The 21,363-nt window shown below is 46.8% G+C and carries 19 protein-coding genes; 3 read left to right on the top strand and 16 right to left on the bottom strand.

Annotated elements, in window-relative coordinates; genetic code table 11:
- The first annotated feature begins 166 nt into the window (after positions 1-166).
- Positions 167-1,195: a recombinase RecA gene (recA, locus tag O9X78_RS04595; RefSeq protein WP_269618435.1), complete on the top strand. Its 1,029-nt coding sequence runs from the start codon at positions 167-169 to the stop codon at positions 1,193-1,195.
- A 109-nt stretch (positions 1,196-1,304) separates the two neighbouring features.
- Here recA and O9X78_RS04590 read toward each other — a convergent pair whose 3' ends face one another.
- The 13 genes from O9X78_RS04590 to O9X78_RS04530 all read right to left on the bottom strand — a co-directional run bounded on the left by O9X78_RS04590 (position 1,305) and on the right by O9X78_RS04530 (position 13,726).
- A complete protein-coding gene (locus O9X78_RS04590) occupies positions 1,305-2,468 on the bottom strand; it encodes a PilT/PilU family type 4a pilus ATPase (RefSeq protein ID WP_269618434.1) in 1,164 nt (387 codons plus the stop codon).
- Between the two features lie 191 nt (positions 2,469-2,659).
- Entirely contained in the window at positions 2,660-3,535 is an 876-nt protein-coding gene (locus O9X78_RS04585; RefSeq protein ID WP_269618433.1) for a phosphatase PAP2 family protein, read from the bottom strand.
- 521 nt (positions 3,536-4,056) lie between these two features.
- Positions 4,057-6,033, bottom strand: a complete 1,977-nt coding sequence (locus O9X78_RS04580; protein ID WP_269618432.1) for a pilus assembly protein TadG-related protein — start codon at positions 6,031-6,033, stop codon at positions 4,057-4,059.
- A gap of 5 nt (positions 6,034-6,038) precedes the next feature.
- A complete protein-coding gene (locus tag O9X78_RS04575; RefSeq protein ID WP_269618431.1) occupies positions 6,039-6,308 on the bottom strand; it encodes a DUF3613 domain-containing protein in 270 nt (89 codons plus the stop codon).
- Positions 6,305-7,006: a tetratricopeptide repeat protein gene (locus tag O9X78_RS04570; protein ID WP_269618430.1), complete on the bottom strand. Its 702-nt coding sequence runs from the start codon at positions 7,004-7,006 to the stop codon at positions 6,305-6,307. The genes O9X78_RS04575 and O9X78_RS04570 overlap by 4 nt, the downstream gene beginning before the upstream one ends.
- 16 nt (positions 7,007-7,022) lie before the next feature.
- Positions 7,023-7,892, bottom strand: a complete 870-nt coding sequence (locus O9X78_RS04565) for a type II secretion system F family protein (RefSeq protein ID WP_269618429.1) — start codon at positions 7,890-7,892, stop codon at positions 7,023-7,025.
- A 10-nt stretch (positions 7,893-7,902) separates the two neighbouring features.
- The gene (locus tag O9X78_RS04560) at positions 7,903-8,769 is read right to left on the bottom strand and encodes a type II secretion system F family protein (RefSeq protein WP_269618428.1); all 867 of its coding nucleotides are present in this window, start codon (positions 8,767-8,769) and stop codon (positions 7,903-7,905) included.
- A 17-nt stretch (positions 8,770-8,786) separates the two neighbouring features.
- A complete protein-coding gene (locus O9X78_RS04555) occupies positions 8,787-10,040 on the bottom strand; it encodes a TadA family conjugal transfer-associated ATPase (protein ID WP_269618427.1) in 1,254 nt (417 codons plus the stop codon).
- Positions 10,041-10,057: 17 nt separating this feature from the next.
- Positions 10,058-11,365, bottom strand: a complete 1,308-nt coding sequence (locus O9X78_RS04550; protein WP_269618426.1) for a type II and III secretion system protein family protein — start codon at positions 11,363-11,365, stop codon at positions 10,058-10,060.
- Between the two features lie 38 nt (positions 11,366-11,403).
- Positions 11,404-12,321, bottom strand: a complete 918-nt coding sequence (cpaB, locus tag O9X78_RS04545; protein ID WP_269618425.1) for a Flp pilus assembly protein CpaB — start codon at positions 12,319-12,321, stop codon at positions 11,404-11,406.
- A gap of 207 nt (positions 12,322-12,528) precedes the next feature.
- A complete protein-coding gene (locus tag O9X78_RS04540; RefSeq protein WP_269618424.1) occupies positions 12,529-13,011 on the bottom strand; it encodes a TadE/TadG family type IV pilus assembly protein in 483 nt (160 codons plus the stop codon).
- Positions 13,012-13,045: 34 nt separating this feature from the next.
- The gene (locus tag O9X78_RS04535; protein ID WP_269618423.1) at positions 13,046-13,516 is read right to left on the bottom strand and encodes a prepilin peptidase; all 471 of its coding nucleotides are present in this window, start codon (positions 13,514-13,516) and stop codon (positions 13,046-13,048) included.
- A 15-nt stretch (positions 13,517-13,531) separates the two neighbouring features.
- Positions 13,532-13,726 (bottom strand): Flp family type IVb pilin, encoded by a 195-nt coding sequence (locus O9X78_RS04530; protein ID WP_269618422.1) that lies wholly within the window; start codon positions 13,724-13,726, stop codon positions 13,532-13,534.
- A 178-nt stretch (positions 13,727-13,904) separates the two neighbouring features.
- Between O9X78_RS04530 and O9X78_RS04525 the strand changes: the two genes are divergently transcribed.
- Complete coding sequence (locus tag O9X78_RS04525; protein WP_269618421.1) at positions 13,905-14,342, top strand: regulatory protein RecX; 438 nt, start codon at positions 13,905-13,907, stop codon at positions 14,340-14,342.
- A gap of 385 nt (positions 14,343-14,727) precedes the next feature.
- Positions 14,728-15,153, top strand: a complete 426-nt coding sequence (locus O9X78_RS04520) for a Spy/CpxP family protein refolding chaperone (RefSeq protein ID WP_269618420.1) — start codon at positions 14,728-14,730, stop codon at positions 15,151-15,153.
- 73 nt (positions 15,154-15,226) lie between these two features.
- On the opposite strand, the gene O9X78_RS04515 is transcribed toward O9X78_RS04520, so the two are convergent.
- The 3 genes from O9X78_RS04515 to mnmC all read right to left on the bottom strand — a co-directional run bounded on the left by O9X78_RS04515 (position 15,227) and on the right by mnmC (position 21,316).
- A complete protein-coding gene (locus O9X78_RS04515) occupies positions 15,227-18,187 on the bottom strand; it encodes an insulinase family protein (RefSeq protein WP_269618419.1) in 2,961 nt (986 codons plus the stop codon).
- A 107-nt stretch (positions 18,188-18,294) separates the two neighbouring features.
- The gene (locus O9X78_RS04510; protein ID WP_269618418.1) at positions 18,295-19,146 is read right to left on the bottom strand and encodes a glutaminyl-peptide cyclotransferase; all 852 of its coding nucleotides are present in this window, start codon (positions 19,144-19,146) and stop codon (positions 18,295-18,297) included.
- Between the two features lie 97 nt (positions 19,147-19,243).
- A complete protein-coding gene (gene mnmC, locus O9X78_RS04505) occupies positions 19,244-21,316 on the bottom strand; it encodes a bifunctional tRNA (5-methylaminomethyl-2-thiouridine)(34)-methyltransferase MnmC2/FAD-dependent 5-carboxymethylaminomethyl-2-thiouridine(34) oxidoreductase MnmC1 (RefSeq protein ID WP_269618417.1) in 2,073 nt (690 codons plus the stop codon).
- Between the last annotated feature and the right edge of the window lie 47 nt (positions 21,317-21,363).

Below are 21,363 nucleotides of genomic sequence, written 5' to 3'. Positions count from 1 at the left end.
CCTAATTTTGCATATTGTTTTAACAGTCTTTGATGGTTTATAAAGAAATCCTAAGCGGGCATTGACAAGCGCACTCATAATACTGATTATATATACAGTTGTGTGGCTGAGGGATAACCGTCGCCGTCACTGTTAAATATCAAATTCCACAAAGGGTAGAGAGCACATGGATCCTAACAAACAGAAGGCACTGGAATCAGCGCTAGGTCAGATTGAGCGTCAATTCGGTAAGGGTTCAATCATGAAAATGGGCGATAGCTCACGTGAAGTGATGCCCTCGGTGTCAACCGGGTCACTAGGCCTTGATATCGCCCTTGGAATAGGTGGCTTGCCCTATGGGCGTGTTGTGGAAATCTTCGGGCCTGAGTCCTCAGGTAAAACGACACTATGTTTACAAGTTATGGCCGAAGCGCAAAAAGCCGGCAAAACAGTAGCGATTGTAGATGCGGAACACGCACTTGATCCTCAGTATGCAGAGAAGCTTGGGGTTAATTTGGATGATTTGCTGGTATCTCAGCCTGATACTGGTGAACAAGCCTTAGAAATTACTGACATGCTGGTGCGGTCTGGCTCAGTTGATGTCATCGTTATTGACTCAGTTGCCGCCCTGGTGCCGAAGGCTGAAATTGAAGGCGATATGGGCGACTCGCACGTTGGTTTGCAGGCGCGCTTGATGTCACAAGCCCTCCGTAAACTGACCGGTAGCATTAAACAAACCAATACTTTGGTTATCTTCATCAACCAGATTCGTATGAAAATCGGTGTCATGTTTGGTAACCCAGAAACAACCTCAGGTGGTAATGCGCTTAAGTTTTACGCCTCTGTTCGCTTAGATATTCGCCGCATTGGTGCGGTGAAAGAGGGTGAAGAGGTGACGGGTAATGAAACACGCGTCAAAGTGGTGAAAAACAAAGTATCGCCACCGTTCAAACAAGCTGAGTTTCAAATTCTTTATGGCCGCGGTATTTATCGTTTGGGCGAAGTTATCGATCTGGGTGTTAAATTGGGCTTGGTCGATAAGTCAGGTGCTTGGTACGCCTACAAGGGTGATAAGATCGGTCAGGGTAAAGCCAACGCAGCGAAGTATCTTGGTGAAAATCCTGAAATAGCCGCTGAGATTGAAGGTAACATCCGCGAGCAGTTGCTGCCGAAACCTACGGCAAAGAAAGTTGCTGAAGAGACAGTCGCTGAGTAGTCGTTTTAGTTCAGGGTGGTTTTTATTAAAGGCTGACGTGCATTTTTGCCGTCAGCCTTTTTTATATTTGCGATGTTAAGGCGGCATGTTCAGCCACCGGGGTAATTCACTATTGCTCCATATCCACGTCGTCATCAGATTCAATGCTGAGCGAGAAGGAGCTGGTCTTTTCTTCTTTTTCTACCTCAGCAGTTTCACCTGCAGGCAGGCCACGACTGCTATACAGTTTAATTCTCAGTCGTAGATTGTTCGCTGAATCGGCATTTTTGAGCGCCTCCTCAAACGAGATTTTTCCTTCTTCATAAAGTTTGAACAGTGCGGCGTCAAAGGTCTGCATTCCCACATTTTCAGACTTAGCCATGATCTCTTTAATGATTTCGATTTCGCCTTTATGTATCGCTTGGGCAACCGTTGGTGTGCCCAATAAAATCTCGATCGCCGCGGCGCGTTTTCCGTCCATAGTAGGTACCAAACGCTGGGATACAAAGCACTTTAAATTTAGTGATAAGTCGAGTAATAGTTGATTGCGACGTTCTTCTGGGAAAAAGTTAATGATGCGATCTAGGGCTTGGTTTGCGTTGTTAGCATGTAAGGTAGATATACAGAGATGCCCGGTTTCAGCAAAGGCAAGGGCGTGTTCCATGGTTTCTCTGTCGCGAATCTCACCGATCAAAATAACATCTGGTGCCTGTCTTAATGTGTTCTTTAGCGCTTGGTGAAAGCTTCTGGTGTCCATCCCAATTTCACGCTGATTGATGATGCTGCGCTTATGGCGATGGAGGAATTCAATAGGGTCTTCAATGGTAATAATATGACCGCTGCTATTGGTGTTGCGGTGATCTATTAAGGCGGCTAGAGACGTTGATTTACCAGAACCTGTTGCACCTACGAATAACACCAGTCCACGTTTCGTCATCACCACATCTTTAAGAATTGGGGGGAGACCCAATGCATCAACGTTCGGAATCTCGGTTACGATGTTTCGCGCGACAATCGAAATTTCGTTTCGCTGTTTAAATATATTTACTCGAAAGCGACCGATACCCGGTATGTGGTAAGCCAGGTTCATTTCTAATTCCTGCTCAAACTCGATGACTTGCTCACTATCCATGATTGAATAGGCAATAGCTTTTATGTCGCCAGGCAAAAAAGGTTCTTTTTGAAGAGGTTTCAACTTGCCATGAAATTTCGCGCAAGCCGGAGCACCGGTACTCAAAAATAGGTCTGAGCCGTCGTTCTTAGCGAGGATTGTTAGAAAGTCATCGAATGTCATGTTATTTGGTAGCCCTTTGACGGAAAAGAGAATGAGTCGGTATGAAATTAAGTCCAATTCCATTAGGAGTATTATAATTTTTCATATGCTTAGCCGCGGATTTAGGCAGCTTGGAATGATATGAACTTAGCACATGGCAATTTTTTGATGAAGTATATTGTTTATCAATTTGCCAAATCCGAATGCTTATTTTAAGCAGGGTCTGTTTTCCTCTCAATTACTTCGCAAGTCACTGGTTTGGTGATTTCATTGGAGACTAGGTATGCACTTAACTTCCAAATCATTAGGGTTGTGACAATAGATAAGTACCCATCAATAGCATAGTGCCAACCTAGGTGAACTGAGCCAATGAGTATTAATGCGAGAAAAATACTCCCAAATACCTTTGGCGCAAAATAGTGTGCGCGCCAGCATGCCAAAAGTATCAAGAATGCAATGGATACATGCATACTTGGCATTGATGAAATTCCTCCGGCGGTTCCCAGTGCGGAGCTTTGATAGAATTCCCATAGCATCTTTTGGGCCTCTAGGGCGACCAAAGGATAGCTCGCATCAGCATTGTTTAGGTAGGCCATTAAGCCTTGGTATGGGTTTATGGTCTCGGGATAAACGTTAGCGAAAAATGCTGGGCCGACCGATGAAAAAAACACAGCGAGAACTGTTCCATTAATTGCCCAAGATAATATATAGGTGAGCAGGAACTGCCTTCTTAGTTGTTCATTTTTAGAGATAAAAATAAACCAAAAAACGGCAGTCAGCATAACGACAAACCACGCGCCGTAAATGATATCGATAAAATGGCTAATGACCGGCATGCCAACTAGAGGCTGAATGATTTCCCAAGGCGCGAGACCACCGTGTAATTGACGATCAAAATTAGCGAGTGCGGGATCCCAGCTAAATGAATTTATATCAGGAATAAGTGATTTAAACGATGTCATTGCAGATAGAAAGATACATATCGCCACATAGTTAACACTGCCGCGAACAAACTGATAGTTTAGTAACCACTTTTTTAATTCTAGCCGAAGATAAGCGAATAGCTTTTGAGGCCGAATTTTTATCATCACGTACAGAATATAAAATGCGTAAAAAAGCATTCCTATTGTAAAGAACTGTAGTACGGCAGGAATGACATACATTACGGCAGAAAATCGGTCATGTAGACCGTGGTAACTCGCAAAGCAATATGTACCTAGGACGTAAACTGAAACGCACAGCAAAAAAACTCTGTCAGAGTTCACGGCTTTTTTAATATTGATCCTGATACTACTCATTACAATTTGAAATGTACTCTGGGATTTAGTCTGGCTTGAGTATTATGTTTGATACATTAATTTGATGTTAACAATACGTGTATTTGAACATGCAGGAAATAGAATAATAATCGTTATAAATACGGACGGCAAAGCGGGTGGGGCGGCAAAAAATGCACAAACGGGCAGTTCGCTATTCCGTCTTCGGGGCGTCTACCCTGCAACGATGGCGAGACTATAGCTTATGTGTTTGACGACATCCTATTCAAGCTGGGACGCTTCCGGTTGAGGGACGCGTCCGTTTTTGCAGATAAAGGAGTTGGAGGGGGCTCTTAATTTGTTAATCTGACTTTGTCATTTTCACAGGTGAGTGCGGCGCCGACTTCTGCATTTGCCAGTGATACACCCAGTGTTTTCAGTAAAGAATTTAACACGGGGTCAAGAATTGGCGACAAGGTGGAGCTTATTAATGAGCTTATGGTCGAGATTAATGTGTTCGCTGTTGCGCCAACTAAACTCGTTACGGTGCCTAGCACATTACCGTTTGATGGCGTATAAAACTCTGGTTGCACACCGGATAGGGTAGTTACTAAACTTGAGAGCGGGTCTGTAGCTTCAAAATCTGCACAGTTGAAATTAAGTTCATCTTTTACGCCAGGAAGGCAAGTAGCGTCAGGATTGTCAGATATAGTTTGACCCGTTGGCCCGTCACCAACAACTTCTGTGTCAAGTGCTAGCCCTATACCGCCACCAGTATACGCTTGTCTGTCAGCTTGATTTATATCGGAAGTCCAGCCAGATCCTTTTTTGTATTGATAGCTACAAATAGCCAAAACACAGGTTTTCTTAACATGCACGCTGCCGATATCTAATATAGGTAATGGCTCGGGAACAAGTGGGCTTGTCGAAAATACATTACTTTCAGCTTCTGCTACGTTGTCACCAAACTGCCCCAAAACTACACTAAGAGTGGATGTCGTTGTATCAACATCAAGTGATTTTCCACCATCACACTTATAATCTGTGACTCTGGCTTCTCCTCTGCCACCATAGACAGCAATATCTACTCGCGGTGTCGAAAGAAAGTCGATATCGACTTTATCTTTCTCTTGCACACAACCTACGAGGCATAGGATATCTCCTAAAACGTCGATAAGATTTAGCGATAGCAAGCTGTTGGCCGTATCAGTGATGTCCGAAATTAAGGGGTTAGTAAGCACGCTGTCTAAGGTGCCTAGAATGGGTAACTCCAAAGAAATAAATGTTTTGATTTGCGCAGTCTGTACATAGATGGCATTGTTACCGTAAGGGTCTGCTTTCGCCAGCTCTGGATTGCCTATCGCGAACTGTGGTGCTTCTGTTATCTGTAATTTAACGACGACGTCGGCAAGTCCGAGGAGGGCTATAGGTACGTCGACAACGGTTTCATTGTCTTTTCCACCTAAGTAAATGACTCCCTTGACTAAATCTAAGACGTTTAGACCAACATCAAGTGCAGAGTCTGGGTCGGTACTTGCTACAGATAGTATTGACCCAAGCGCAATATTTGGAGATGCGATAACTTGGTCGACTATTTCGTTTTCTAAAATTGATGCGGCGACAGCACTGTCTCCGCCCGCGTTACTTAGTACGGTTGCTGCTACATCTAAGATATCTGCGACACTGGCTGTTCCGGTGATAAGTCCATCTTGAGCAACTGAAATACCGACACTCGCTAACGCATTGGTAAAGTCTAGTAAGTTAATATCAACATCTGCTAGTCCTTGCCAGCTTGCGAGGGTAAGGGCGATATTTGTACCAAGGAGCTCGCCAAGTACGCCATTTAGTAAATTGACTTCTAGTAAGTTCGTACTTATGCCTAGTTTCGCAGAGGGCTCACAGGCTTTTGCGGTAGCACTTGCGGTAAGATTGATTTCATTGTCATCGCTAGGAAGTAGTTGTTCGAATAGCGAGGCTGGAACACGGTATGATATGGATGCCGTCACGGCATTGTCCACTCTCGTCATGGTAACTGTACTGTTTGTATTGTTTCCTTTGAAGTTATTTCTCGCAGGTGAGAGTACATCTAAATCGGCCAAGGTCATTGCTTCAACATCTAGACTTTGATCTCGGCAATAGCGCAGCGCAGTTTCCATTGCGGCTAGATCAGCATCTTTTTGCAGCGATCTTTTTGCAAGATAGAGTCGACCAGTATCAGTAACCACTGCGAGAAAAGTAAATAGACTCAGCATCATTAAGACGGCAAGGATGGTAGTAACGCCTCGTTGTCTTTGCGGTGAACGATTCAATTGTGGTCGCTGCATTTGCATGTTGACTACTCTTCGGTGAAGGTATCTTCGATAAAACTATCTGGAATAGATTGCGAGAAGCTTCTCACGTAGCGGTTATACACTTCGGTACTTACCTTGCCGCTTAGGTGTTGTTCTTCTGTACTGGCATTTTGCCCCGAACGCTGCATCTCAAGAAGGCGGTGAGTTGCGGTTTGCGGTGCTGGATTTTCGGTATAAATAACCTCTGGCTCTGCGAACACAGTAGCTGATGTCATTGACGCGATAAAAAAACAGGCCGTAGTTAGTTTTTTCATAGTGGTGCTCCTTGCTTACGGTTGTTGCTGCCGGCGATGGCCGGTTCTTTAAAGGCATTGGCTTGACTGAGTAATTGTCTGAATTCTTCTGAAGGGATGCCGTTGTTTTTTGCCATACGTAATGCGGTTCTGCTATCGCCTCCTAAAATCAGGCTCATTACCATATTTCTTATGGCCACAGGATGTCCTGGCTGTAATTGGAGTGCCGTCATGAATTCACGCTGCGCACCTTTGAAGTCTTTGTGTGCAAGTAGGATGAAACCGTAGTCATTGCGTATATCCGCATTGCTTGGCGCCAACCGGCGGGCTTTTAGCATCTGCTGATGAGCCTGGGGTATATCTCCCCTAACGGCGAGTATTTTGGCCATGCCCGCATGTCCATAGGCTGCCATACACGTTAGGCTGAGGTTTCGATAGCTTTCATAGGCTTCGTTGAGCATACCAGTATTACGCTGTGCTTCCGCGCGCAGTCGAAGCACGCGGGGAGAGCTGTCAGGGGCTTTCTCGAGGTAAGCGAGCGCTGAGTAATATTGTTTTTCGGCAACTTGCTGCTCGATGAGATCGAGCGTGACACTTTCTTTTTTGCTGACAGGAATATCACAGTTGCCTACCGATGCTTGTTGTGACGAAGGCATGCTCGCACAACCGCTTAATAAAACGAGCGTTAAACTGCAAATTGAAAGCTTATCTTTGATCATGCAATACGCTCCTGCGCTAATTTCCTAAATTTCCTAATGCGGTAGAAATTGATACTAAAGCGGGGCCGGCAACAACAATAAGAAGGGCGGGGAATAAGAATACCATCATCACTAACGACATCTTTCCTGACATCTTATTAACCTGTTCCTGCAAGTCTAATTTCCGTCTGTTTTGTAATAGTTTATAAAGTTCATCCAATGCCTTATCAATACTGCCGCCGGTTATGGCCTGCTGACGAACTACAATTAAATACTCTTTGAAGCCTTCTGCATTGGTGCAACCGATTAATTCGTACAATGCTTCTTCTTGGCTCTGGCCTGATTCGATCTTGTTCACCGCCAACTGCAGCTCTTGTGAGCAGGTTGGTGCTAGGTTGCGCAATTGATCGCAAATAATCGCCAAAGTTTTAGGTAGTGATAATCCCACGCGCCATAGCATCCTTGTAGTTTGTACCAGTATCAGTGTCTCCTGATTTAATTTTTCCTGCCGACTTTCAGCTATTTTCTTCAAGAAGAAATAAGACAGATAGGCCAACAGCACAAAGCCGATAGTAATGATAAATAGTATGGTGGTTGGGGGGGTTCCATTGAAATATGTATATATACCGAGGCATAAAGCAATGGTGATAATGGCGACCAGCGTTATCGAGATGGTATTTACCTGCTGTTCAGTATTCAGCAATCCGGCGCGTCTTAAAAGTTGCGACAAAGATGCGATATGGGTGTTTTCCTCTCTTAATTGCCGCCAAATATCCTTTGAGCTAAATTCAAACTCCTCAGACTTCCCAGAAGAAGCGGTTTCAACATGCGCTATGGCCAAGAGGAGTACGGGCGCGGTGCAAAGAATCACTGCGCCGATAATGTAGTAAAGGTGATGTGCTTCCATGTTCTTCTCCTTAGGCCCCGATTGATTTGATCATGCGCCATAAGACGATAACACCGAGCACTTGCATGGTAACGGCAACCATAAGTGTCTGCTGTCCCCCGGCGCTATTCCACATATCGGTTAGAAACTTCGGGTTACTGTAAAAAGTGAATGCTGCAATTCCTGGTGGAAGCGCGGCCAAAATAGCTGCAGTCACTCGTGTTTCGCCAGTCATGGCACTGAGTTCACGCTTACCGGAGTCCTGCATACGTAGGATGTCGACAATATCGTCAAGAATGGAGCGGATGCTGCCACCGTACTGCTCGTTGATTCGCAATGCAGTCGCAAGCACATCGAATTCATCAAGTTGATTGACACGCGCTTCACGCTCGAAGGCTTGGTGCAGGTCGTAACCGTAGTGGACTCTGCGAACAACTCGCCTCATTACCGTGCCAAGGGGGCGCTCTAGTGTTTCTACGGAGTCCGCAAAGGCATTTTCTACAGAAATACCCGCAGATAGACGGCGGGTTACTTGGTTAATAAAAGAGGGGAGTTGGCTCAGCATTTTAGCGCGTCGTTGCGCACCGATAATCTTCACCATCGAGAAGGCGACAAATAGAACACCGACAGCAGCTAGAACACCAACCTTTAGCGGGAGCGCGATTATGCTTAGGGCGACGCCGGTAACGGTAATGGCTATACCTGCGTAAACAATAGCAGGTGGTAATTCAACGCCATTACTGCCTAGGTAGTTTTCCAGTGCCGCAGGAAGCTTGGGCCCAGCTGAGTTCGGGACTAACTCATCTTCCGGCGCAGGTGTGTCAGATTCCCCGCTGATGATCATTAGCACAACAAAGGCCAGACCAACCAGGAGTAAAGCGAGTGCAATCCATAACATAATGAGCTCCCTAATTCTCAGGCGTGCGTGTTTTCTGTAGCGCGAGCAGTACTTCTAGCGCCGTCAACACGCAATACCTTTCTACTGGTATCGTCGTACACAAATATATCTTTTAGCGTCAGTTCGTTATTGACGACATGCAGTTCAGATATCTGAAGTACGCAGCGGCGGCCGTCGGACTTTCGACCTATGTGTACAATTAGGTCTAGTGCGCTGCCGATCATTTTGAGAATGAGTTCGCCGGTGCCCTTGAAGCCGGATATTCCAACCATCATTTCCAAGCGGGTAATGGCGTCCCGTGCTGAGTTAGCATGGACGGTACTCATTGAGCCGTTATGGCCGGTGTTCATGGCTTGAAGTACGTCGAGGATTTCTCCACCGCGGCTTTCACCAACAATAATGCGGTCTGGTCTCATCCGCAGGGCGTTTTTTACCAGTTCTCGAGCCGTGACTTCACCGACCCCTTCGTTGTTCTCTGGGCGTGTTTCTAAGCGAACGACGTGGCCATTGCGGAGTTGCAGCTCGGCCGCGTCTTCTATGGTTACGATACGTTCTGTAGGTGGTATAAATTGGCTGAGTATATTTAGTAAAGTGGTTTTACCAGAACCCGTCGCGCCGCTGATGAGGATGTTGGTTCGATTGACAACAGCGTTTGTTAAATACTCAAGTACGTCTTCGCTAATTGATCCTGTCGCCAATAATTCTTGTGCGGTTAGTGGGTCCTTGCGAAATTTACGAATAGATAGACAGGGGCCATCTAGTGCGAGCGGAGGCACAATCGCATTGATACGGCTACCGTCTTCTAGGCGGCCATCGACGATGGGACTGGATTCGTCAATGCGGCGCCCAAGCGGCGATATCATGCGGCGAATGACTCGCAGCACGTGGCGATTATCTAAAAAGCGCATATCTGCCTTTTCTAGTACACCGGCACGTTCTATATAGATATTGCGTGGCCCGTTAATCAAGATGTCGTTGATGGTCGGGTCATCTAGTAAGCTCTGTAGAGGACCAAAACCGACGATTTCATTCAGTAGATGTTTCTCTAATGAATTGAAGGTTTCGCGATCAATCGTGGCTTCATAAATGCGGCAGTACTGACGAATATAGGCGGAAATCGCCTCTTCCAGTTTCTTTTGATTGTCGTCATATATGATTTTGTCATCTTCAATACGGTCGATAACAAACTTATGCATATCTGACTTTAGTTTTTCATAATCATCAGTTGGTGCTGCCGGTTTGGTCGGTGTTCTGCGTTCGATAAGTCTCATGGCGGAATACCTACAATTTAGTTAGAAAAGCCGACGCCGGCTGACGATGATTTTGAATTTTTCGGTTTATTACCTTTTTGCGAGTCGCCAAACAACATAGTTGTAAATGATGGTGTGTAGTCCTGATAAATTTCACCAGGTAGTTCGCGTAGAACGGTATTTGCTGCCATCGGTTTTACAAGGTGTGGAGTGACGATCATTACCAGTTCTTTGTCATCTTGTTCAAAGCGAGTAGAGCGGAACAGCGATCCGAGAATTGGAATGTCGCCAAGGCCAGGTACACGATTGGCATTGTTAAAAGTGTTTCGAGTGACTAAGCCGCTAATGATGAAACTCTCACCCGGTGCTAGCTGAATGGCGGTGTCGGTGCGACGTACTCGAAGAGCGGGGACCGAAACACCACTGGCCTGTACACCGCTATTGAAGTCTAAATCACTCACTTCAGGCGCTACTTTCAACATAATGCTGTTTTCGCTTAGCACTGTTGGTGTAAGACGTAGGCGTACGCCGAATTCTTTGAATTCTATTTGTACCTGACCTTCGCGACTTGATACTGGGTAGGGAAACTCGCCACCCGCCAAGAAACTCGCTGTTTGTCCAGAGAGGCTTACTAAAGAAGGTTCTGCCAATGTGTAGGCGTAGCCATTTTGTTGTAACGCATTTATGGCAGCTTTAAAGTTCCCTGTCGCGTGGCCGACAAGTATTGACGAGGTATCCGTTCCTGTTGCGATACCTCCTAATAGTTGACCGACAGGATTACCGCTTAGAATAGGAAGTAAGCTTGCCGCGCCTGTCGCGATCGACGTATCGCCACCAGTATAGGCGAGCGCGGTACCAATCTGCTTCAGTTGTGAGCGACTGTATTCAATTATACGAATGTCGGTTTGTACTTGAATAGCGCCTTGCTGAACAGTGTTGTCGATCGCACCGTCGCCAGCTGAGCTCAGTAACTGATCGTGTTGACTTAATGATTCGGTTTTACCCTGCAGGACAATTCTGTTTCCCACCGCGTCAATCGCAACACCATTTGTGCTAGAGCCGGCGATATCGGGTACGACGTCAATCTTAAACGTAGTGGGCTCGGCGCCGCCTTGCCATAATAGCAGTTGCGTTGAGCCAATTTGTTTTGCCGTAATCAAAAACTGTGTTGAGTTTAAGACCTTAAGTGAGGCAATTGCGGGATTTCCAATGGCACTGCGTTTTACACTGTACTGCGTACTTAGTGCTTGCTGTTCGCCAATGGTCATTCGCAGGGTTTTGTACGGGCTTGCTTGCACGGTGCTAACCAGTGCGAGAAGCAAACCGAATATAAATCCTTTTTTCATTTTGGATACTCCTTTGCCTATGGTTTGTCTCGCATTCATTAGTTGCGCACCGAAATTGTTTCTACTGAGTCACCGCTGTAAACATAAATTGATTTAGGTCGTGGTGGCGGGGAGAGGCCGGTAACGTCGCGGATAAAGGCAGTTTTGTCGGCGTCACTAATATGATTCACTGCATTTAAGTCTGCATCGCTTTCGTCAGTTACCGTACTTTCTAAGTCCATATCGGCTTCGCCTAGCGCTACCAACCTTAGGTCACCACTTTCTTCCGCAAGAGTCAGCACGCCTATGTCATCTAAGGCAATTTCTAGGACTGCTGAACGGCTACTTTTGCCGGATTCTTTTTCGTCTTTGGACTTCTTCTTACTATCGGTGACCACAATGGCCTTATCGTCGCGCTCAACATCGGTTCCGAAAGCGAGTAAGCGTACATTTTTTAGCAACCGGCGAGACATGCTTTTGTTATACGTTTCCTTGCTAGCCTTGGTGGTAAAGATAACGTCAACACGATCACCAGGTTGCAAAAACCCACCGGCACCGGATGCTTCATTAACTTTGATGGCCAGCGCGCGATACCCTTGGCTGATATGCGGTGCTAGTGTGCTTTGTTTTTCAAAATCGCTCTCGCGAATGATGGCGCCCACCGCTACTTTAGATTCGAGCTTTTTGTTCACGATGTCTGCAACTTTGGTAAAGCTACCTTCCACAAGTAATGGGTAGGGAATTAGCTGCACATCTTCTGCGGTAACAATGTCACCTTTGTTCATGCCGCGGTTTACTATGAGTAGTTTTTGCGCATAGGCAAAATCAGTTTGATCTGTGGTGTTTGACGCTTGAGCTTGTTGAGCTGAGCGGCTTTTGGACGAGTCTTCCTGGCTAATTTTATATCCTATTATCCCCATAAACACTGCGCTAACAATTAGCAGTGCTGCGATAATTTTTAAAGTCCTTGCTTGCATAATCGTGTCCCTAAAAGGTCAATAAATTGATGTGCTATTTATTACCACTGTCTTTAAACGGATATTATTGATTGTGTCATAGTGATTCTATTGTGGGTGCTACGTATATGCACTGTGACTTGTCCCTTTCTATATCACTTTGGGTAGAATCTCCACAATTGTTGTGCGGATATTCAGCGTCCCTGCGATCTCAAACGTAATGCAACATTAAAAAAGAAGGCTGGCTTTACCAGTTAAGAGGTTGGGTAGCGTGGGTAACTTTCCAAAACCTGGCATGGTAATTCCATCTAGCAAAGGTGCTGCTGAAACAGACACCTCGCACAATATACCATCCAACGCTGGAGACCCATCGGTTGGCGCAGATGCATCTCTGCAATCCCGAGCCCAAGTCAGTGAGTCAGGAGAGTAAACTAGTAGGCCGTCAGCATTGTCTTTTGTAAGACGCACAGTTGCTATAGCGGTAATTTCGGCTTCCCAATCTTCAGCTGTCTCGCAATCTTCACACACAAGTGCAGCGCGCAGCACTTCTTCGCTTGAGTACGTGAAGTTTTGAACAAGTAAGAACGCTAGGCCATAGACAATGATGGCGTAACAAATTAGAAAGAAAACTGGAAAGATGAACACAAATTCAATGGCAACGGCACCTTTTTGCCGCTGCTTAATTGAGCGATAAAAGTTGTGGTTTACCATTGCAGTGCTCCCTGCATAACTTGCTAGTTTGAGTTTACGTTATTAAACGGAAAAGTGTGACAACTATTGCACCAAGCGCAATCGCGCTTCCCAGTGGGAGGCCTCGTTTAAACGGTGCGGTAGTGGTGCTTTTACATTGGCTTGGGTAGTGCGCTTTTGTTAATGATATCGCAGAGAAAAAATGCGCAATCGCCATTAACAACAGCAAACTAAGAATACCGGCCGAGAAAATACTAAGTAATTGCATCGGTGGCCATAAAGGAGATATTGCCAGCATCAGTTTCACATCACCGCCACCTACAATCCCTTTTATGTACCCGGGTAAGGTCAGCGTCAATCCAATAACGACATTCATGGCAATAATTTTGAAGCTAATTTCTGGGGAGAAGGCGGCATAACTTGCCGCCCATCCCAAGAGTATCACCAGCCAGCTATTTGGTATCCGTCTATACTTCCAGTCGATAAACGCTATAACTACGATGATAATTAGTGCTGGTAATAACACCGAGTACTCTCACAACTACTCTAGTTGGGTAGCAATGTCTGTGAACGCCTTGCCGATACCAGCAGTGGTGCTAGAGCCGCTACCCAGCAGGCTGACGCCGAAGACAATGATAACAACAAGCAATGCAGCCATTACAGCGTACTCAATCGCACTGGCGCCGCTCTCGTCTTTTTTGAAAGTGTTTAGTTTGCTCATAATTTTGTTTAACATGATTCATTCTCCGTGATTAAAGTAGTGGACCGAACAGCGCAGGTTTTCCCTCTCGGCCTTGGTGCTTACTTTGGTCTTTACACAGATTTAATGAAATAAGTAGTTGCCGAAGCTGCGTTAAGGGAAATAGTAGGTTTTACGCGTAATTGCTGCTTTTTTGTGACCTGGAGCACGTTTTTTGGCTTTTATAAAAAAAAATATTAGGCTGAAGGCAATGGATTTTCTCGCTAGGCGGGAGTATTCACGTTGGGAATTACATCAAAAATTGTCGCATAAATTCCCTGAGTGTTCAGAAATTGACCAAGTGCTAGAGCAACTTAGTATAGAGGGCTTACAAGCAGATAGCCGATTTGCAGATTCATTTTTCCGTTTGCGCGTGAATTCAGGATATGGGCCGAAGTATATTCAAGCTGAATTGCGTCAGCGTGGTATCTCTGATTCCTTAATTGATGACGTTTTTACCGAGCAAAATGTAGATTGGTCGGCTGTGGCGAGAGCGCTTTTTGAGAAAAAATACGGTAATGAAGATATGTCGGATACTAAGTTGCGTGCTAAATGTACGCGCTATATGCAGTATAAGGGGTTTGGGTTTGATCATATTCGCGAACTATTTTAAATTTGCCCTCAAAATCATCTCGCTCGATCGGTACTAATTTCCATGGCTGTTTTCTCTGAGTCAAGTGACGCGCCACGTGAGCCAGGGCGAAGCGCTAAGGATGGCTTGAGTGCGGACGTTTTCTGATCCCTGAGATAATCGATTACCGGATCAAGTTAAGGAAAGCGCCGGTTGTATTGCCTTTGCGCTCGGAGGTTACTTACATTTGCGCGTAAGCAAGGTTTTTCTGGCTTTTAATTGCCGCGCTGATTTATTTTTAATTCAATGTCGGCTTATGGTCACAGGCGTTTGCCGATTAATACGTACTTTCTGTGCTGTGCACGGGGCACTTTTTCCGTTTACTATGTCTCAATAATGTTTATGCCATAATATTTGTGGGGAAATAATGAAGAAACTTAGTTTTGTAATGTTGTTGAGCCTTATGTTGGGCGGTTTTTCTATGTCACCCGTGTTTGCTGATGAGGCTGCCTTTGGAGGCACGCGCCTAGACGTGTTGACTGAAAAATTGAAGTTAACAACGACTCAGCAAGGGCAGATTAAAACCTTGCTTGAAAATTATGCGAAAGAGGCAGTCACAATCCGTGATGGGCTTGTTGCAGCGCAGGAGAGTATACGTCGCGTTAATTTGGAAAGGTTGAGTGATTCAGATGTGACTCGCTTGAGCCGGGAAGCGGGGCGTCTTTCTACCGCGCATACTAAGGCCTTGCTAAATACCCAGCGCGGTTTTTATGGCTTACTGAATAAGCAGCAAAAACGCGAATATAACAAAATGCGCTCTGATGCATTACAGGCTGCAACGGCAGCTAAATAGGGTATTCGGCAATAAACTGACATTGCGGCAGCTATTTTTATTTAGCCGCCGCAATGTTCATGAGCAGGTCAATTTATAATCGTTGAATAGTCATCCCTTCCTGCGCGATCCACTCGGCTAAAGCTTCGGCCTTGCTGTCATTGCTCACTACCGCCACACTTGCTTCGGTATTTGTAAAATACGTTTCGCAAACTCGCAGTAAATCGGCTTCCGTCACAGCTAGAACCCGCTGCCGAAATTGCCGACGCTCGGCGATGGTACGGCCAAAAATATTACTGTGATAGTCCTGTTTCGCTTCGCCTGCGGGTGAACCTGGCTTATCGATACTGCTGACCACGCCTAAAATCGCTTCTTCCAAGCCCTGAGCAGATACCGCCGTACTTAGCATCCACGTTATGGATTTGTCGAAGTCGTTTAATGTTTCTTCTAAACGCGGGTCGCGGTATGAGTAAAAGCGGAATGCCGCAATATTGGAATCTTGGGATGCGCCACCGCCGTAGGCGCCGCCTTGTTCGCGGATTGCTCGGTGCAAATACCCGTTGCGCAAATAGACTGCAAATACCGTCAGTACCGCAGCGTCGGGGTGACCAGATGGTACAGTGGGGTAGGCCTTAGCGCAGAAATTAACCTGGGAATTAGCAACCCAGAATTCTTTGTTTACCGTTCGCAGTGCTGGCAAAACAAACGTTGATGGGTCACTCACGTTGAAGTCGCGCCAGATTGGTGAAATGTCAGTACACAGATTCATCAACTCATGGTCTTCGGCGATGATAAGCAGCTGTTTCGCACTCGCCTGCATTTTACTGTGTATTGTCGCTAATTCTTCGGCGAGCTCAGCGAGTTCGGCTTTATCATCGATACGAAGCGCTAATTGCTTTAAAAGCCTAATTCCGCTCAAACCACCAAGTTCCTCATTGATCTTGGCGGTGGGACTCATGCCTGCGCTGGCAGCGCTCATCGCTAAACCATGTCCGTTACCGGTGATACCAGATTCTCTGCGTCCTTTGAGTTGTGCGATAAGTTCTTTTAGGCGGTCCAGTTCATCAAATCGCAGTTTCTCAAAGGTTTCCCGCATAAGCGAAGCCTGCGCCTTTGCGTTGCGCAGTAGGGCTTTTGATGACAATACAAGGAAGGCTTGAGTTGTTTGCTCGTCGTCTATGCCGCCGCGCATGGTGGTATAGGCGCTAATGCCGCCGCAGACCTGGGACTGTCGCGCTTGCACTTGCAAGTAAGTTTGTTCACCTAATCCCAGCTCAGTGGTAACCAATGTATAAATGGACAGCAGCGAAATCTCACGATCGCTCAGCTCGGGCAAGGTCACTAACAGTTGTTGGTAGACCAAACCGTTTGTGCCGCGACCATATCGTGTGTACGGGAGGTTGCCGAACTGCAACATGTCACAATGCAGGGCAGGCGTGTCTAGCGGTACGTCTTCTAAAGTAACTTTAGGAAGTATGGATTCATCTTCTTTCATAGATTGACGTTCAGCTAAGGCCGCTGCTTGGTCGATTATGTCTTGCTTCTCTTCTTCGCTGAGCGCATCTTTAATACGGCTGAGTCGTTGTTTTTCGGCTTGCTCGATGCGTGTTTGGATTTGCTGATCTGGGCTCATAACCAGAGTAACCCGGTGCGGGTTGTCAAGTAGGTTTTGCGCGAGTTGTTTAATGTAGCTAGGGCTTTCTGTTTTAAGTCTGATCGCCTGCAGGGCAGGGTCGAGGTTCAGTAACTCGATGGGCTTGCCACGATGTGTCGCACTGCCCAGTGCGGTAAGAATTAATTGCAATCCATAAGGGTAGCCATCGCCGCCGATTTCACGCTGACGCAATTCAAGTTGATGTAATACAGCATCAACATCTTCTTTTGGAATTCCGTTCTCGGCGACCGCTTTTAACGTGTCGAGGACGAGAGCTTCTACTTCATCAATGCTGTTGGTATTGCTTCCTTCCACACCACAGGCGAATACCATTTCCCGCATGGAGTCTTCAAGCCCACAAAGGGGAGAGGGAGACTTACCTAGTGATGTCGTTTCTAGGGCATGCATTAGCGGACTGGCGCTATTATCAAGCAAGACACCGGCGAGTAATTGGGCCTCTAATTGGGTTTCGAGTTTGGTGCTTTTACCCATCAACCAAGCGACCACCACATGGGTTTTGTCGGTGGTGTCCTCTGATGCCGGCAGTGGGTAACTTTCTTGTACGCGAATTGGGGCGTGGTAGCGCTTTTCGTCGCCGACCGCGATATGGGTATTCAGCGCGTCGAAGCGGGTTAAGGCTAATTCTTCAAATCGCGCTTGATGTTCTGCCGCAGGTATATCACCAAAGGTCATGAAAATCGCGTTGCTAGGATGATAATGACTTTTATAAAAGGATTTCAGCTGTTCATAGCTAAGGTCAGGTATGTCTTCTGGCTCGCCACCACTATTGTAGTGATAGGTAGTGCTGGGGAATAAATACTTACACAGGGTATGCCAAAGTTGGCTAGATACCGAACTCATAGCGCCTTTCATTTCGTTGAATACGACGCCTTTAAATTCTAGCTCTGAGTTCGGGTCTTTGGGGTCTTTAAACTCTAGGCGATGTCCCTCTTGGGCAAAGTCGAGAGGGTGAAGGCGTGAGAAAAATACCGCGTCTAAATACACTTGCAGTAGATTTTCAAAATCTTTGCGATTGCTACTGGCGAAGGGGTAGGCGGTCCAGTCTGAGCTGGTGAACGCGTTCATAAAGCTATTTAAGGAGCGCCGAATCATCATGAAAAACGGGTCGCGCACAGGATATTTCTCGCTGCCGCACAGGGCGGTGTGTTCAAGAATATGTGCTACGCCGGTGGAATCTTTAGGTACGGTGCGCAGTGCCACTAAAAATACATTTTCAGGATTGTCGCTGGCTATATGGTAGTGGCTGGCGCCGGTTTTATTGTGGCGATACTCCGCAATGCTCACCCCCAGTGCGGGCACATCTTCGTTGCTAAGTAATTCAAAGCTGGGAAAAGCAGTGGGATTTATAGGTGTTCGTACAGCAGTGTCGACTTGAGTCATGCGTAATCCATATATTTGGCGAAATTAACATCGGTTTCTATTCTAGGGCCTGTGACGGGGAATTGCATTAGCGCCACAGCTCCCGCTTTAAGGTCGTAAGTGCTAATTCAATGAGCTGCGAGCGCAGGCAGCGTTGGTAAGGTAAATCGAATACGGAATATGGTCGGCCATAATTTGCCTGTGACCAGCCAGCTATTGTCACTAGCATCATAGGCAATACCATTTAGCACTGCCTCTGTGGCGAGTGGGCTGGTTTTATTCGCTGCTTCTACTAGATCGCTGAGGTCAAGCTTGCCGACTACCTTGCCGGTCCGTCCGTCGATAATAAGCAGCTCGTTTGTGTGCCACCGATTGGCGATCACGTAATCATCTAGGCATTCCAGCTCGTTTAGCTGATCCACCGCTTTACCGTTGTCAGTAACCGGAAGAGTATTGATAAGTTTCATGCTGTCTGCGGCCAGCCATTGCAATTCGTTGCTACCATTGCTCATGACAAAATGATCCTTCCGTCCCTTAACAACACTTGCACACAGTCCCCAGCCTTCACCTTGGTAGGCAAAGGTTCCTAGCAATTTAAAATGCTGTGGATCGATGATGAGTCCGCGTTCGGCTTTCCACGTGAGCATATATAATTTGCCCCGGTATTGGCTTATGCCCTCTGCGAAGATGTTGGGAGGCAACGCGGTGCCCGTAATGCTGTCAGTGGGCTCGGGCGGAAAACGTCGGCTGACAATTTTAGAGTAGCCATATAATCCACTGCTTTCGTAGAGCTTGCCTTGGTAGAGTTCAAGACCTTGGGTGAATAGGGCAGGTTGGTGAGGGTAGCTGCTAATCAACTCGTAAGGCAGTTCGGCTAAGCTGGAGGCAGACGCCAATACCATTAGGCTGCATGCAGCTGCAACGCGTCGCGCCAGCTGCAATATAGGTGTAACAACGCTAAGTCGGAATGGGGCGAACATCTTCAATTATTTACCAATAAACGGTATTTCGGTTTTTGACTGTATTCTCTTGATCGAGTCTGCCACAAATCCTCCCGAATACACCATGTGATTTACCTTATTCAACAGCGTGATTGCGGATTATGTTGCGAATGATAAAGCGCGCGGGTGACAGGCTCTCACACAAATTGCGGGGAAGGGGGCGAACCTCTCCACAAATATAGCTGGCGATCAGTTCTGCGCATAGAGGGGTAGATGTTAATCCACGGGAGCCATGAGCCACATTAACGTATAAGTTTGGGTAGTTGCTGGCGGATTTGTTGATGGCTCGTCGGGCGTCTTTGCCCAGTTTTACGTAGTTCTGTGCGAAATCTGCGACGATCGGAGCGGCGCCCACAATAGGAAGGTAATCTGGACTGGTACACCGCAATGAGGCCCTCCCGCCCGTTGGTGTGACGGGGCGTTTTAGTAGATTGGGGGAGAGCGCGTCGAGTTGACTAAGGTTCCAGTCGTGATCACTTTCTTCAAGCGCGGTACCGGTATTGCGCAAATTAAAACTCGCACCTAAGCATAGCGAACCTCCTATGGCAGGTGCCAAATACCCCTCATGGCATACGACGCAGCGCGGAGTTGCTGTTAATGCGGAGTCTTCTATATAGCTAAGTTGACCGCGGATCGGTTTTAGCGGCAGATGTTGGGTTTGAAGGAATTGTTTGGCGTCGTTGCTGTTTGCGACAACGACGGTATCGCCATTAGCGATAGTTTTTCCCTCTATATCATTTACTCGCCATTGAGGGCTTTGTTCGGATTCATATTCTAGCGATATCGCCTCGCAGTGGCTGATAACGTGAATGTTTGGATGATTTAATCCCGCATTGCATACACTGGGTGGTGACAGCCAGCCAGCGCCGGGATAAAAGTAGGCTTTGCCGGTTAGCGCTAGACCACTCTTTTCGGCAAGTTCTCCGCCGCTAACAAATTGCAGCCAGTCTTGTTCACTTAATAATGACCTTAATTGATCGAACTGAACGGTATCTTTCTCGGAATTTGCAAGTTGTAGCACGCCGCATAATTCGCCTTCAATGTCGCCACGGGCTAATTGCTCACGATAATAAGGTAAGGCAAACAAAAAGCTATTCAGGGTGAATTGATTCAAATCGCCGGGAGCAGGTGATAGCTTGGTGTAGAGAATGCCCTGTGGGTTGCCCGACGCACCGCTAGCCGGTGTGCCACGTTCGATAACGCTGACGTTTAAACCTCGATTGGCGAGTGCCAATGCAGTACTGCAGCCCGCGAGCCCTGCGCCAATGACAATAACGTTTTCGGCCTTTGTATGCGCCGATGGCCGATGCCAAGGCACGGCGACTGACTCTGGCCTCGGTGCATTTGTGTCCGCCGCCGCGGTAAGCTCACCTCTCAACATTTCCCGTTTGCGACCGTAGCCAGCGACTTTTTCTATTTTAAAGCCCTGCGCACGCAGGCCCCGTTTTACAAATCCCGCCGATGTGAAGGTGGCAAAAGTGCTGCCTATTTTACTTAGCGCGCCCATGCAGCTAAATAGCGTGTCGTGCCACATATCTGGATTGCTGGCGGGAGAAAAGCCGTCTAGAAACCACGCGTCGGCGCGCGGACTTTGGTCTAGCGAGGTGTTTGAGTCGGACGAATCTAGCGCTGTTGGCGAGTCTAACAGTGCCGGTAAGCACTCAAGTGCATCGCCAAACAGTAAATCTAAGCAAACTTGTGCACTATTCAACATTCTGCGGTGCTGTCCGGGTACGCGCGGCGGATAGTTGTGCTGTAGTATAGAGGCGAAAGATTCCAGTTCTGGCCATGTGGCATGCGCTTTTTTCAGATCTTGTAAATTTAGCGGATGTTTTTCGACAGAAATGTAATGGAGCTGCCAGTTGGAAGGCGCGATTGATTGCCAAAGTTGCCAGGCGAGCAAAAAATTTAGTCCGGTGCCAAAACCGGTTTCGATGATGGTGAACCTTCCACTTTTTTCTGCGTCTAGAGCGTGCCATCGTTCGGACAGTTTGTTGTGAGATAAAAAAACATGGCGACTTTCTTCGATGCCGCTTTCCTGGCTGAAATAAATGTCGCCGTAAATGCCATCTCTGGGGACACCGTCTGTGCCCCAGTCGATATTGGCAGCTTCAAGAAAGTAGGGATTTGGGTGCGAGCTTTTAGCCATTATAAAGTTAAGTTCAGTCTTGCCGGGGGGCGTATTGTAGCAGTGAA

The organism is Zhongshania aquatica (assembly GCF_027257955.1).
Taxonomy (GTDB): domain Bacteria; phylum Pseudomonadota; class Gammaproteobacteria; order Pseudomonadales; family Spongiibacteraceae; genus Spongiibacter; species Spongiibacter aquatica.
This window is presented reverse-complemented; position numbering and strand designations above follow the sequence as displayed.